Source organism: Mesorhizobium sp. LNHC229A00 (genome assembly GCF_000502415.1).
Lineage (GTDB): Bacteria > Pseudomonadota > Alphaproteobacteria > Rhizobiales > Rhizobiaceae > Mesorhizobium.
Genome location: NZ_AYWQ01000006.1, coordinates 774,063 through 788,393 on the forward strand (window position 1 = coordinate 774,063; position 14,331 = coordinate 788,393).

Annotated in this window: 8 protein-coding genes; 6 read left to right on the forward strand and 2 right to left on the reverse strand. The window is 64.1% G+C overall.

Going from position 1 to position 14,331, the window contains the following annotated elements; genetic code table 11:
- Nucleotides 1-33 precede the first annotated feature (33 nt).
- Nucleotides 34-1,563: an ABC transporter substrate-binding protein gene (locus X742_RS153780; protein ID WP_023772616.1), complete on the reverse strand. Its 1,530-nt coding sequence runs from the start codon at nucleotides 1,561-1,563 to the stop codon at nucleotides 34-36.
- Nucleotides 1,564-1,674: 111 nt separating this feature from the next.
- Nucleotides 1,675-3,249 carry an NAD(P)/FAD-dependent oxidoreductase gene (locus X742_RS153775; RefSeq protein WP_023772617.1) on the reverse strand — a complete coding sequence of 525 codons (1,575 nt, stop codon included), beginning with the start codon at nucleotides 3,247-3,249 and terminating at the stop codon, nucleotides 1,675-1,677.
- A 118-nt stretch (nucleotides 3,250-3,367) separates the two neighbouring features.
- Between X742_RS153775 and X742_RS153770 the strand changes: the two genes are divergently transcribed.
- The 6 genes from X742_RS153770 (at nucleotide 3,368) to X742_RS153745 (ending at nucleotide 14,305) form a co-directional block, all read left to right on the forward strand.
- Complete coding sequence (locus X742_RS153770; protein WP_023772618.1) at nucleotides 3,368-4,159, forward strand: cyclase family protein; 792 nt, start codon at nucleotides 3,368-3,370, stop codon at nucleotides 4,157-4,159.
- Between the two features lie 147 nt (nucleotides 4,160-4,306).
- Nucleotides 4,307-5,818, forward strand: a complete 1,512-nt coding sequence (locus X742_RS153765) for an NAD(P)/FAD-dependent oxidoreductase (protein WP_051407640.1) — start codon at nucleotides 4,307-4,309, stop codon at nucleotides 5,816-5,818.
- Nucleotides 5,818-6,300 carry a MarR family transcriptional regulator gene (locus X742_RS153760; RefSeq protein WP_023772620.1) on the forward strand — a complete coding sequence of 161 codons (483 nt, stop codon included), beginning with the start codon at nucleotides 5,818-5,820 and terminating at the stop codon, nucleotides 6,298-6,300. Before X742_RS153765 ends, X742_RS153760 begins: the two co-directional genes overlap by 1 nt.
- Before the next feature lie 44 nt (nucleotides 6,301-6,344).
- Nucleotides 6,345-8,498, forward strand: a complete 2,154-nt coding sequence (locus tag X742_RS153755; protein WP_023772621.1) for an indolepyruvate ferredoxin oxidoreductase subunit alpha — start codon at nucleotides 6,345-6,347, stop codon at nucleotides 8,496-8,498.
- Nucleotides 8,491-10,068 (forward strand): indolepyruvate oxidoreductase subunit beta family protein, encoded by a 1,578-nt coding sequence (locus X742_RS153750; protein ID WP_023772622.1) that lies wholly within the window; start codon nucleotides 8,491-8,493, stop codon nucleotides 10,066-10,068. Before X742_RS153755 ends, X742_RS153750 begins: the two co-directional genes overlap by 8 nt.
- Nucleotides 10,069-10,894: 826 nt before the next feature.
- Complete coding sequence (locus X742_RS153745; protein WP_023772625.1) at nucleotides 10,895-14,305, forward strand: acyl-[ACP]--phospholipid O-acyltransferase; 3,411 nt, start codon at nucleotides 10,895-10,897, stop codon at nucleotides 14,303-14,305.
- The last annotated feature ends 26 nt before the right edge of the window (nucleotides 14,306-14,331 follow it).

The window sequence follows — 14,331 nt, forward strand, 5'->3', positions numbered from 1 at the left end:
CTATGGACGGCGCGCGGTAAGCCCAGGCAGATATCAGGCCGGGGTCATCAGGGCCGGTAGCAGCGCGCCGGAGATATGCTGCACCACGTTGACGCCCTTTGCATGCACGATCGGTTGCGCATACTGCATAAGCGGCAGCACGTAGGCCTGCTCGGCGATGTATTTATCGACCGCCTTCCACCCGGCGATGCGCTTGGCCTCGTCCTTCTCTCCCCACAGCGGGTTGATCATGTCGATCAGGTCCTGGCTGTCCCAGACCGAATGGGGGCTCGGCCCATACATGGCAAAGCCGGTCGACGTGGTCGGGTCGCCAATGGCATTACCCCAATTGTAGAAGGCGGCGGGCGCGAGCTTGTCGGCGGCGCGGAGCTCGTAGTGTTTGGCGATCTCATAGACCTCGATCGTCGCCTCGATGCCGACCTTGCGCCACATGCCGACGATCGCCTGGATCATCTCATAGTCCTTGGGCTTGAAGCCCTTGGTCGTCTGAATGGTGAACTTGACCGGCTTTTCCGGCGAATAGCCTGAGGCAGCCAGCAACTCCTTGGCCTTCTCCGGATTGTGCTCCACCTTGATCGAGGCATCGAAAGCCGTGTATTCCGGGGTCTCCAGTGTGGCGATCGGCTGGCCATAGCCGCGCAGCAGCCGCTTGACCAGAAGCTCCTTGTCCACGGCCATGACGGCTGCCTGGCGCACGTTCTTGTCCAGCATCGCTTCGATGTCGTTGAAGAAGATCATGCCGATGTCGGACACATTCTTGATGGACCCGGCAAGCCCGTCCTTGGCGATCAGCCGGTCGTACTCTTCATAGGGGATTTCGAGCGTCACCTGCGAGGAACCGGATTCGATCTCGGCCACCCGGCTCGCGGCGTCGGTGACGAACTTGATCGTCACATTCTCGAAGGCCGGCTTGCCGCCCCAATAGTTGGGATTGGCCTTCAGCCGCAGGAAAGCGTTGCGCTCGAACTTTTCGACCATGTAGGGACCGGTGCCGATCGGCGCCTTCTCGAAACCCTCGGCGCCGACCTTCTCGTAATAGGCTTTCGGCATGATGTAGCCGGTCAGGAACGACATCCACTTGAAATAGACCGGGTCGAACTGCACGACGTCGCCGGTGATTTTGTTGCCGTCAATCTTGAAATTGCTGACGTTCTTCCAGACGAACTGGATCGGGTTGCCGGTCTTTTCGTCGCCGGCCCGCTGCAGCGACCAGACGACGTCTTCCGGGGTGAAGGGCGAGCCGTCATGCCATTTCACGCCTTCGCGCACCGTCATCATGATTTTGGTGCGGTCGTCGTTCCAGCCCCATTCCGTCAAAAGGCCAGGCGCGAAGGACAGGTCCGGCTTCTGCGGGATGAACTGGTCGAACACCGACTGGTAGAGGCCCTGGATAGTCGGGTTGACGGCCGACGGGCCGGTGGTCGGGTCCCAGGACGGCAGGTTGACATTGTAGGCGATGGTCAACTCGCCGGCGGCAGCCTGGCTGATGTTGGGCAGGCCGACAGCGGCCACGCCAAGTGCCGCGGCACTGTATCCCAGTAATTCGCGTCTGTTGATTGTCATGGTCGTTCCCCTTGTTGGTTTATTTGTCTTTTGCGCGGCTTCGTCCGGTCATTGGTTCGGGCTTCGTGGGCAGCAGCGCTTGCCTCTCGTCGCCTTCATGAAATCGTCTGGCTACCTCCCGCCAAGCTGTTGCGCGAGCATGAAGCCCGAGGCGGCACCCGTGCCGGCACCGGGCCATGTCGCGGCGCCGGTGAGGTGCAGATTGGTGATCGGCGTGTTCCAGCCGGCATAGCCGCGCGCCGGACGGAACAAGAAGTTCTGCGCCAGATGATGGCTGCCGCAGACCTGGTCGCCGCCGACGAGGTTCGGGTTCTCGCGCTCCAGGTCGATCGGCGAAAACACCGCGCGACCGAGGATCTTCGCACGCAGCCCTGGTGCGTAGGTCTCGATGATGTCGAGCACACGGTCGGCATAGACTTCCTTGACCTGGTCCCAGTGGGCTGGTGCGATCTTGGCCGAGGCGTCGCCCGCGATTTCGGCGGGCAGCATGCGCACCTGCACCCACAGAACATGTTTGCCTTCAGGTGCCCGGGAAGGGTCGACCGCCGTCGGCTGGCCGACGACCAGCACCGGTTCGTCCGGCAACATGCCTGATGTCGCCTGCTGAAAGGTGCGCGACATCTGGTCGAGCGATGGCGCCAGATGCACATAGGCGAACTGCCGAAGCTGTGCCCCGGCGCGCCAGTCCGGCAGGTCGTCCAGCGCCAGGTGTATCATCATCGTGCCGGGCGCATGGCGGAATTTTTGCATCGCCATGTCGAAGCAGGCGTCGCCCGAACCGAGCGGCAGCAACTTGCCGGCGAGCGCCTTGGGCGCGACGCCGGCAATCACCGCCTTGATGGCCGTATGCGTCTCGCCGGAAGCAAGCCGCACACCGCCGGCCTTGCCGCCGGAGACGGTTATCTCGGCGACATCGGCGCCGGTGACGATCCTGCCGCCGGCCGATGTGACCATGCCGGCCAGCGCCCGGATGATCGTGTCGGCGCCACCCTTGCCCAGCACCATGCCAAAACTCTGGTTGGCCATCGCTTCAAGGTAGGGGAACACCGCGCCGCCGGCGATGTCGGGCGCGAAGTCGAGATGCATGCCCCAGGTGGCGAGCGTCGCCCTGACGTGCGGAGACTCGAAATTTTCCTCCAGCCAGGCACGCGGCGACGACAGCAGCAGCCGGCCGGTGTCGAGCGCGCCGGAAACACCTTTTTTGCGCCACAGGTTCCAGGCGGTGCTTGCAAGCACCCGGGCGCTCATCGGCGAGCCCAGCAGCTTGAACAAATGCTCGGCCTCGGACGGGAAGGCGGCAACCAGCCTGCGCCATGTCGCGGCGTCGGCGGCTGAAAAGGCCGCCATGCGACCGGCGGTCTTTTCCAGATCGTTGCTGATGCCGAGCCAGCGTCCATCCGGAAAGGCGCTGGCGAAACAGTCGGCGACCGGCGCGAATTCCAGCCCCTGTGCTTTCAATTCATTTGCATATTTCCGGTGGAAGGCGGAGCCGGCGAACAGGCTCAGATTCATCGCGCCGAAGTCGTGACGGAAGCCCGGAAGCGTGAATTCGTGGGTCTGGACGGCACCACCGATTGTTGTGCTGCGCTCGAAAACCCCGGTTTTCCAGCCCTTGAGCGCCAGATGCGCGGCGCATGCCAGAGTGTTGTGGCCTGCCCCGACAAAGATGGCGTCGAACTCGCTCACGCCCCGTTCCCATTTCCTTTATGCTTAAAGATAATTGCAGATGCATATGTTTTCGTCTAGTAGGATATTAAGGGCCGAGACGAGCCTTGATCATGTCAGACAAGAGGGAACAGAGACCATGGACACCCAGAAACTCCTCGGCGAAGTTGCCGGCCAGCTTCTTTCCGGCGCCATCAAGGTGGTCGACCTGACGGCGCCGCTCGGGCCGGACACACCGCTGATCAAGCTGCCGCCGGAACTCGCCGTCGACACGCCGAAGGTCGAGATCCACTCGATCTCCCGCTATGACAAGAACGGTCCATGGTGGGCCTGGAACTGGCTGAAGCTCGGCGAGCATTCCGGCACGCATTTCGACGCGCCGCAGCATTGGATCAGCGGCAAGGACTATCCGGACGGAGCCACCGACACCATTCCGGCGCAGAATTTCATCGGGCCTGTCAATGTCATCGACTGTTCGAAGGAGGCCGCCGCCGATCACGATTTCCTGCTGACCGTCGACCACATCAAGGCTTGGGAAGCCAAGCATGGCGCGATCAATGCCGGCGAGTGGGTGGTGATGCGCACCGACTGGTACAAGCGCAACGGCTCGGAAGCCGAGTTCCTCAACGCCAACGAGACCGGTCCGCACACACCCGGCCCGACGGCGGAAGCCATCCAGTTCCTGATCAGCAAGGACATCAAGGGCTGGGGCTCGGAGACGATCGGCACCGATGCCGGCAAGGCCGGCGGCATGGAGCCGCCATTCCCGGCCCACACGCTGATGCACAAGGCCAACCGCTACGGCCTCGCCAGCCTCTGCAATCTCGACCAACTGCCGCCGAAAGGCGCGATCCTGATCGCGGCACCGCTCAAGATCGAGCACGGCACCGGCAGCCCGATCCGCGCGCTGGCGCTGGTGCCGGGGAAATAAAGCGAGGGCGGTCTTCGGGAGAAGATCATGGCTGCGAATGGTACCGCGATGACGAAGTGGGCGCGGCAACCTTGTGAGGTTGCCGCTCTACGCCAAGGAACGCTACCGCGCGCAATTAAACATCATCCACCAAANGTCTGCGCCGCAATGCTCGGCGGCAAGGGCGCCAAGGTGCTCGTGCTGGAGCGCAACGACCGTATCGGCGGTTGCATGCGCACCGAGGAGATCACCGCGCCGGGCTTTGTCCATGACGTGATGGCGACGACCTTCGTGTTGTTCGTCACCTCGCCGGCCTTTGCCGCACTTGGCGCCGACCTCGCTCGCCACGGCCTGGAATTCTGCCACACCGGGACGCCGACCGGCGTGCTCATGCCCGACGGCAGCCATGCCGTGCTCAGCACCGACCGCGCCGCCAATGTCGCTGCCGTCAATGCGATCGCGGCCGGCGACGGTGACCGCCACGCGGAAGATGTCGGCGGCATCGAACGCAATGCCGGCCTGCTGTTCGGCCTGCTCGGCGGCGCGCTTTGGTCGTACCCGACGGCGAAGCTGCTGGCCGGCGATACCTGGCGGCGTGGTCCGCGTGGCCTGGCCGCCTTTCTTGGCGAAGCGCTGGTGCCGGCGCGCGGCTGGCTGGAAAGCAGCTACCAGTCCCAAACCATTCGGGCGCTCTGGGCGCCCTGGGTGCTGCATGCCGGGCTTGGCCCGGAAGATGCCTTTTCCGGCCAGATCGCCAAGGTGATCGCCTTCGCGCTGGAGGCGGCCGGCGCGCCGATCGTCAAGGGCGGCGCGAAGAACCTGCTTGCCGCTTTCGAGGCCCTGATCAGGGAGCGCGGCGGAGACATCCGCACCGGCGCCGACGTAGCCTCGATCGTCCAGGCGGGCGGCCGCGCAGCCGGTGTGCGTTTGGCGTCGGGCGAAACGATTACAGCGAACAAGAGCGTCATCTGCTCGGTCACGCCGACGCAGCTTTACGGCCGTCTGCTGGGCAAGGACGCTTCGAAGGACGATGTCGAAGCGACGCGGAAATACCGCTATGGCAAAGGCAATTTCCAGATACATTACGCGCTGACCAAGCCGCCGTCCTGGCGCGGCGAGGGCCTCGACAAGGTGGCGCTGCTGCATTTGACGCCCGGACTGGACGGCGTTTCGAAAGCCTGCAACGAGGCGGCGCGAGGCATGCTGCCGGAGGTGCCGACCATCTGCGTCGGCCAGCCGCACGCGCTCGACCCGTCACGCTGTCCGGAAGGCCAGGCGATCCTGTGGCTTCAACTCCCCGAGGCGCCCCGCCACATCAAGGGCGACGCCGCCGGCAAGCTCGATGCGCCTGCCGACGGGCAATGGACCGAGGCGTTGCGCGAGGCCTATGCCGATCGCGTCGAAGCGATCCTCGCCGGCCATGTCGACGGGTTCAAGGACAGCGTAATCGCGCGCCGCGCCTATTCGCCGGCCGATCTCGAAGCGATGAACATCAACCTGGTCGGCGGCGACCCTTACGGCGGCTCCTCTGTTGTCGACCAGTCATTCCTGTGGCGGCCGTTCAAGACCAGCCGCAACCACCGGACCGGCATCAAGGGCCTCTATCATATCGGCGCCTCGACCCATCCCGGTGCGGGCCTCGGTGGTGGCTCCGGCTTCCTGCTGGCGGGGAAGCTGTGATGGAACAAAAGGTCGCCGAAAAACGCCAGCGCATTTCCACCCTCGGCCAGATCGGCCTGCAGCAATTCGCTCCCTATCTGATGAACCGCATCATGGGCCGCTACAACGCTACCTTGCGTGACGACTTCCGCAAGCAGGGCCTGACCATTTCGCAGGTGCGCACGCTGGCGGTGCTGTCGGTCACCGACGGCGTCACCGTGAACGACCTCTCGGTCTATACTGTCATCGAGCAATCGACCTTGAGCCGCACGCTGGACACGCTGGAGGGGCAAGGCTTCGTGCGGCGCGAGCAGGGCGTCACCGACAGCCGCATTCGCCACGTGTTCCTGACCGACGAGGGCCGCGCCGAGTTCACCCGCGCCTGGCCGGCCATGCACGACGCCTTCGAGGCGATGTTCGACGATATCGACGACGCCGAATATGCAGCACTCATCGCGACGCTTTTGAAAATGCTGAAAAACATTCGCAAGCACGACATCTAGATGCACGCGCCGCCAACTGTCGGCGGCAACGGAAGGAGGCAGAGATGGCCGAACGGTCTTTTGCCAAGGAAGTCGAAAAACTCAGGCTCGGCGCCGGCGAGGAATTCGCCGGCGAGGGCATCCTCGCCATCACCAAGGCGCTGCTGCAATGCGGCGTCGGCTATGTCGGCGGCTATCAGGGCGCGCCGATCAGTCATCTGATGGACGTTTTGGCCGACGCGCAGGACATTCTGGGCGAACTCGGCGTGCATTTCGAGGCAAGCGCCTCGGAAGCCACCGCCACCGCCATGCTCGCCGCTTCGGTGCATTACCCGATCCGGGGCGCGGCGACGTTCAAGTCGACCGTCGGCACCAATGTGGCTTCAGACGCGCTGGCCAATCTCGCTTCCGGTGGCGTCACCGGCGGAGCGCTGATTATCGTCGGCGAGGATTATGGCGAGGGCTCCTCGATCATGCAGGAGCGCAGCCATGCCTTCGCGATGAAGAGCCAGGTCTGGCTGCTCGATCCCCGTCCCAACCTGCCGTCTATCGTCAAGGCGGTGGAGGATGGCTTCGAACTGTCGGAAATCTCCAACACGCCGGTCATGCTGCAGGTGCGCATCCGCTGCTGCCACGTGCATGGCCATTTCATCGCCAAGGATAACAAGCGTCCGCCGATGACGGTCGCCGATGCGCTCGAATCACCGCGTCGCGACACCGGCCGTATCGTGCTGCCGCCCGCCTCCTTCCTGCACGAAAAGGAGAAGGTGCAAAAGCGCTGGCCGGCGGCGGTGGATTTCATCGCCAGGAACAAGATCAACGAGTTCTTCGGCTCGGACCATGGCTCCGTCGGCATCGTCATGCAGGGCGGCATGTACAATTCAGTCATCCGTGCGCTGCAGCGGCTCGGCCTTGCCGACACCTATGGCGAGACGGATGTGCCGCTCTATGTGCTCAACGCCGTCTATCCCTTGATCGACGACGAATTCCTCGCCTTCTGCGAGGGCAAGCAGGCGGTGCTGGTGGTCGAGGAAGGCCAGCCCAACTATATCGAACAGGCCTTTGCCGCGATGCTGCACAAGGCCGGGCGCGGCACCAGGCTGGTCGGCAAGGAGCACCTGCCGATGGCTGGGGAATATACGGGCCAGGTCATGCTCGACGGCATCGGCGCCTTCCTGCGCGCCGAGGCCCCGCATCTGCTGCCGGGCGAAGTGCGCGCCCCCAACAAGGTCGGCGACGGCGTCGACACGGCGGACCTTATCAATGTCGTTCCAGGACGACCGCCCGGTTTCTGCATCGGCTGCCCGGAGCGGCCGATCTTCGCCGCGACCAAGCTGGTCGAGCAGGAGCTCGGCAAGCATCACATCGCTTCCGACATCGGCTGCCATCTGTTCTCGATCATGCCGCCCTTCGAACTCGGCGCCACCACAATGGGGTACGGGCTCGGACCAGCCTCGGCCTCGGCGTTCAATTCGCCCGATGCCAAGCGCCGCTCGATCTCCTTCGTCGGCGACGGCGGCTTCTGGCACAACGGCCTGACCTCATCGATCGGCAATGCGGTGTTCAACAAGAATGATGGCGTCATCGTCATCGTCGATAATTTTTACTCGGCCGCCACTGGCGGGCAGGACATCCTGTCGTCGCGCGCGGGCAACAGGACCAAGTCGACCAAGCATCCGATCACCGAGGCGGTGAAAGGCATGGGCGTAAAATGGTTGCGCCATGTCGACCGCACCTACGATGTCGGCAAGATGCAGGACACGCTGCGCGAGGCGCTGACGACGGACGAGAAGGGGCCGAAAGTCATCGTCGCATCGTCGGAATGCATGCTCAATCGCCAGCGTCGCGAAAAACCGCTGGTCGACAAAGCGATCAAAGGCGGCGAGCGTGTCGTCAAGCCGAAATTTGGCGTCGACGAAGACATCTGCACCGGCGACCATGCTTGCATGCGGCTCTCCGGCTGCCCATCGCTGTCGGTCAAGTCGCTCGACGATCCGCTGCGCGACGATCCGGTCGCATCGATCGACCAGAACTGCGTCGGCTGCGGCAATTGCGGCGAGGTCGCCGATGCGGCGGTGCTGTGCCCGTCCTTCTACCGCGCCGACGTCGTGCACAATCCAAGCCGCTGGGATCGTTTCCTGGAGACGGCGCGCCGCGCGACGATCGGTTTCCTGCAGAGGCGGCGCGAAGGCCGGCGCCTGATATTTTCCGATGCTTGATCCCGTTCCTTCCTCGCGCCGCCGGTCCGGTGCTGCCGATGAGCCGGTGATCAAGCTCGCCGTTCTGGCCGTCGGCGGCCAGGGCGGCGGCGTGCTCGCCGACTGGATCACCGACGTCGCCGAGCGCAATTTCTATGTCGCGCAATCGACCTCGGTCGCCGGCGTCGCGCAGCGCACCGGCGCCACCATCTACTATATCGAAATGGCCCGCGACACGGGCCGTCTGCCGGTCTTCGCGCTATCGCCCTCGCAGGGCGATGTCGATATCCTGATTGCCGCCGAACTGATGGAAGCCGGCCGAGCCATCATCAGGGGCTTCGTCACCCCCAACCGCACGACGCTGATCGCGTCCTCGCACCGCATCGCCGCCGTGTCGGAAAAGATCGAACCGGGCGACGGCCGCGCTTCGTCGTCCAAAGTCCACGCCACGGCGGAGGCCGCATCGAAGCGCTTTATCGCTTTCGACATGGAAAAGATCGCCGCCGACAACGGCTCGATGATCTCGGCCAGCCTGCTTGGCGCGCTGGCCGGCTCCGACGCGCTGCCGTTTACCCGTGAAAGCTACGAGCAGGCGATTGGCATCGGCGGCCGTGGCGTCAAGGCCAGCCTCGCCGCCTTCGCGGCCGCGTATGATCGTGCGCGCGGCACGGCGGCGCCGATGGCGAACCCGGCGGAGCCGGCGATTGTCGTATCTGCCCTGGGTGCGGGACATGTGAGTGGCCCGCGAAACCTGTTGCAGGGATGGCAGGCGCTTGCCGCTCGCATCGACCTGCTGCCGATGGCGGTGCGCGACATGGCGCTCAGGGGCCTGAGAAAGGTCGTCGACTATCAGGACATCGCCTATGGGCGCGAATATCTCGACCGGCTGGACAGGGCCGTGGCGATTGACCACGCGGATCCAACCCATGCGCTGTCCATCGCAGCCGCCAAGCATCTGGCCAACGCCATGTGCTATGACGACATGATCCGCGTCGCCGATCTGAAAACGCGCTCGACCCGCGACAGGCGGGTGCGCAAGGAGGTCGGCGTCAAGGACGGTTCGGTCCTGCAAGTGACCGAGTACTTCCATCCGCGCATCGAGGAGTTCTGCGGCACGCTGCCGGCGAGGCTGGGCAGCTACATCGAGGACCGGCCGAAATTGGCAGCCTTCCTCGATCGCCGCATCAACCGGGGCCGCCGCATCCGCACCGACAGCTTTGCCGGCTTCGCCGCCTTGTGGTTCATCGGCGGCCTGCGCCGCTGGCGCCGCGGCCTGCTGCGGCATAAGGTCGAGGTCGCGCATCTCGATCGCTGGTATGCGCTGGCACTCGGCTCCGTGCCGGCAGATTACGAGCTTGCCGTCGAAATCCTCAATTGCCGCCGGCTGATCAAGGGCTACAGCGACACGCATGCGCGCGCCCAGTCGAAATTCGACCGCGTGCTGTCGGCGCTTGATCTGCTCAAGGGTAGGGAGGACGCCGCCGACTGGATCCGCCGCCTGCGCGAGGCGGCGCTGAAAGACGAGAAGGGCGACATGCTCGACGGCGCGCTGAAGACAGTGGCGACGCTGGGATCGACTCCGATCACCTGAGACATCAGCGGTTGGCCTCCGCCGACTGGAGTGGTGCGACGAGGCTGTGAAGCGGCGCCTGCGGGAAGAGATGCAGCAACCCCGAATTGACGCGCCGCCGCAGATGCGCATCGACCTCCGCAATGGTCGCGCAGGCGCACGAGGTCGATCATCATGGGCGACATTGGCGGACCGGCCGCATCGAGCAGGCTTGCGCCGAGGAAGCCGACATCGAGCGGCATCGGATGGCGTAGCGGGTCGCTGAAGGTCGAGAGCGTGTAGAAGGTGCGGTAGGCTAGTGACTCCGGTCTTGCCAGCGCGTCCTCGCCGGCAACGGCATCGACGAACGGCTTTGTCGCCGACGATTGATGATCGCCGAACTCGAGCACCACGGCGCCGCGTCTCCCGGTCTCCGCGTCCCGGCGCCCGAGGAACCCTGGTCGCCTCAGCGTTGCGTCTGCAAACATGTCGAACACCGGACCGCGTCATCAGCCGACCCCAATAGTGCTTGCTTGGTCGGCGCGTCTTTCTAAGCGGCCACACCGGGGGCATCTATGACAAGGGGGGAAAACAATTCCGTCTCGGTGATGTATTTGTGAACGTCGTTCATTTTCTTGTTGAACATTGTTCAAAAAGTGATAAGTTTGAGAAATGAACGCGTTCACCGTCCGAAGGACGACACTCGACACGCCGAAAAGGGTGGAGGGTCCCAACTCCTGAGTACTGGAGAACGTCACAGGCAGTAAGGACGTTAACCAGCTCATTGATATCTCTGCGATTGAAACAGCGCACGCAACCCGCAGGGTCGTCGGCACAGTGCCGGATGGTCCGCCAAATGGAAATCGCCATGAACACGCATCTGATGTTGTCCCGGCGCTTTGCGCCACTTTTCTGGACGCAGTTCCTGTCCGCTTTCAACGACAATTTCCTCAAGAACACGCTGGTGTTCCTGATCCTCTTCACACTGGCCGCCGATCAGGCGGCCTCGCTCGTCACTTTGGCCGGCGCCGTGTTCATGGCTCCATTCCTGCTCCTGTCGGCGCTGGGCGGCGAGATCGCCGATCGCTTCGACAAGGCGCTCATCGCCCGCCGGCTGAAATTTGCCGAGATCGGCGCCGCTGCCGTGGCGGTCGTCGGCATCGCGCTGTCCTCCATTCCGGTGCTGATGACAGCGTTGTTGATGTTCGGCATCATCTCGGCGCTGTTCGGGCCGATCAAATACGGCATCCTGCCCGATCATCTCGAACGCAAGGAATTGCCGGGGGCCAACGCCTGGATCGAGTCGGCGACTTTCGCCGCCATCCTCGGCGGCACCATCGCCGGCGGCGTGGTCTCGGCCGATGGCATCGGCGTCTCGGTCTTCGGGCCGATCATGATGATCCTCGCCGTCGGCTGCTGGTTCGTCAGCCGCTACATCCCTTCAACCGGCTCCGCGGCGCCCGACCTCGTCATCGACAGCAATGTCTTTCGCTCGACCTGGCGCCAGGTCAGCGAATTGCGCACGGACACGCGGATCTGGCGCGCCGGCCTGATGACGTCCTGGTTCTGGCTGATCGGTGCCATTGTCCTTTCCATCCTGCCGACGCTGGTCAAGGATCAGCTCGGCGGTGGCGAGATCGCGGTCACCGCCTATCTCGCGGTGTTCGCTATCTCGATCGCCATTGGCTCGGCAATCGCCGCGTGGATGTCGCAGGGACGCATCGTGCTTTTGCCCGCACCGGTCGGCACGGCGCTGCTGGCGCTGTTCGGCCTCGACCTCGCATGGACCATCTGGAGCATGCAGCCTTCGCCTAGGTCCGAAACCCTTGGCCTCTTCTTCGCCGGGCCAAACACCATCCGTGTTGCGATCGACCTCGCCGGCATGGCCATCTCCAGCGCCTTCCTGGTGGTGCCGACCTTTGCCGCCGTGCAGGCCTGGTCGCCCGAGGCGCGCCGCGCCCGGGTCGTCGCCGCAGTCAGCATCGTCAACGCCGGCTTCATGACTGTCGGCGGCTTGCTCGTCGCCACCATCCAGGCAGCCGGCGTCTCAACGGGAAGCATCCTGTTCGGCCTCGCCCTGGCTAATGCCATCGCCGCCTGGCTGATGCTGAAATACCTGCCGACCAATGCCTTCCGCGATTTTGTCTCCATTCTTTTCCGCGCCTTCCACCGGCTGGAAGTCGAAGGCCTGGACAATCTCAAGGCCGCGGGCCCGGCGCCCATCCTGGCGCTGAACCATGTCAGCTTCCTCGACGGACCGCTGGCTCTGACGCTGACCAATGAGGAGCCGGTCTTCGCCATCGACTATACCATTGCGCAGGCCTGGTGGATGAAGCCGTTTTTAAAGCTGACCCGCGCGCTGCCGCTCAATCCATCCAAGCCGATGTCGACACGCACGCTGATCAAGATCGTACAGAACGGCGACCCGCTGGTCATCTTCCCCGAGGGCCGCATCACCGTCACCGGCGGGCTGATGAAGGTCTATGACGGCGCCGCCATGGTGGCCGACAAGACCGGCTCGATGGTGGTGCCGATCCGCATCGAGGGGCTGGAGAAAAGCCCCTTCTCGCGGTTGACGGCGCAGCACGTGCGCCGCCGCCTGTTCCCGAAGGTCAAGGTGACCATACTGCCGCCGGTCAGGCTCAAGGTCGACGACGAGCTGAAGGGACGCAAGCGGCGCGCCGCCGCCGGCGCCGCGCTCTACCAGGTGATGTCCGACCTCGTCTTCCGCACCCAGCATATTGACAAGACCGTGCTCGAAAGGATCATCGAGACGGCGACCGAGCGCGGCATGAAGCAACTTGCCGTGCAGGATCCGGTCACCGGTTCGCTGAGCTACGGCAAGTTGCTCACGGCTGTCGCCGTGCTCGGCGAGAAGTTCGAAATGCTCTATGCCGGACAGGACACGCTCGGCATCATGCTGCCCAACGCCAATGGCGCCTGTGCCGCGCTGCTCGGCGTCATGTCCGCCGGCAAACTCCCCGCGATGATCAACTTCACCGCCGGTGCCGCCAACATCCTCTCCGCTTGCAAGGCGGCGCAGGTAACCACCATTCTGACCTCGCGGGCCTTTGTCGAGCAGGCCAAGCTTGGCGCGATCGTCGAGGAGATCGGCCGCTCGGTCAACATCGTCTGGCTCGATGATCTGCGCGCGACCATCGGCCTCAAGGACAAGCTGCTCGGCCTGCTGCGCAAGAGTACGCCCAGGGTTGCCCGCAAGGCCACCGACGCGGCCGTGATCCTGTTCACCTCGGGCTCCGAAGGCACGCCGAAGGGCGTCGTGCTCACACATCGCAACATCCTGGCCAACGCCGCGCAGGCCGCCTCGCGCATCGATTTCCATTCGGGCGACAAGGTGTTCAACGTTCTGCCGATCTTCCATTCCTTCGGCCTGACGGCAGGCACGGTGCTGCCGCTCGTGTCCGGCGTCCCGGTCTATTTCTACCCTTCGCCGCTGCACTACCGCATCGTGCCGGAACTGGTCTATGCCTCGAATGCGTCGATCATCTTCGGCACCGACACTTTCCTCAGCGGCTATGCGCGTACAGCGCATCCCTATGATTTCCGCTCGGTGCGCTATTGCTTTTCCGGTGCGGAGCCGGTCAAGGCCTCGACCCGCGAAACCTACATGGAGAAATTCGGCCTGCGCATTCTCGAAGGTTACGGCGTTACCGAGACGGCGCCGGTGATCTCCATCAACACGCCGATGTACAACAAATCGGGCACGGTCGGAAAAATCATGCCCGGCATGGAATATCGTCTGGAGCCGGTGATCGGTGTCGAGGGCGGTGGACGGCTGTTCGTGCGCGGCCCCAACGTCATGGCGGGCTATCTCCGGGCCGAAAAACCGGGTGTGCTCGAACCGCTGCAAGATGGCTGGCACGACACCGGCGACATCGTCAGCATCGACGATGCCGGTTTCGTCAGCATTCGCGGCCGCGCCAAGCGCTTCGCCAAGATCGGCGGCGAAATGATTTCGCTGGCTGCGGTGGAAGCGCTGGCGGGCGAGTTGTGGAAAGGTTCGCTCTCGGCGGTCGCGACCGTACCGGACCCGCGCAAGGGCGAAAAACTGGTGCTCGTCACCGAGGCCGAGAAAGCGACGCGCGCCGAGTTTCTGGCGTTCGCCAAGCCAAGCGGCGCGATGGACCTGATGGTGCCGGCTGAAGTGCGCGTCGTGGCGCATGTGCCGGTGCTTGGCTCGGGCAAGATCGACTTCGTCGGCGTGACCAGGCTGGTGCGCGGCGAAGCCTTGCAGGCAGCCAAGGTCGAGGCCGCCTGATCGCGGTGGACAGCGAGACGGCGCCG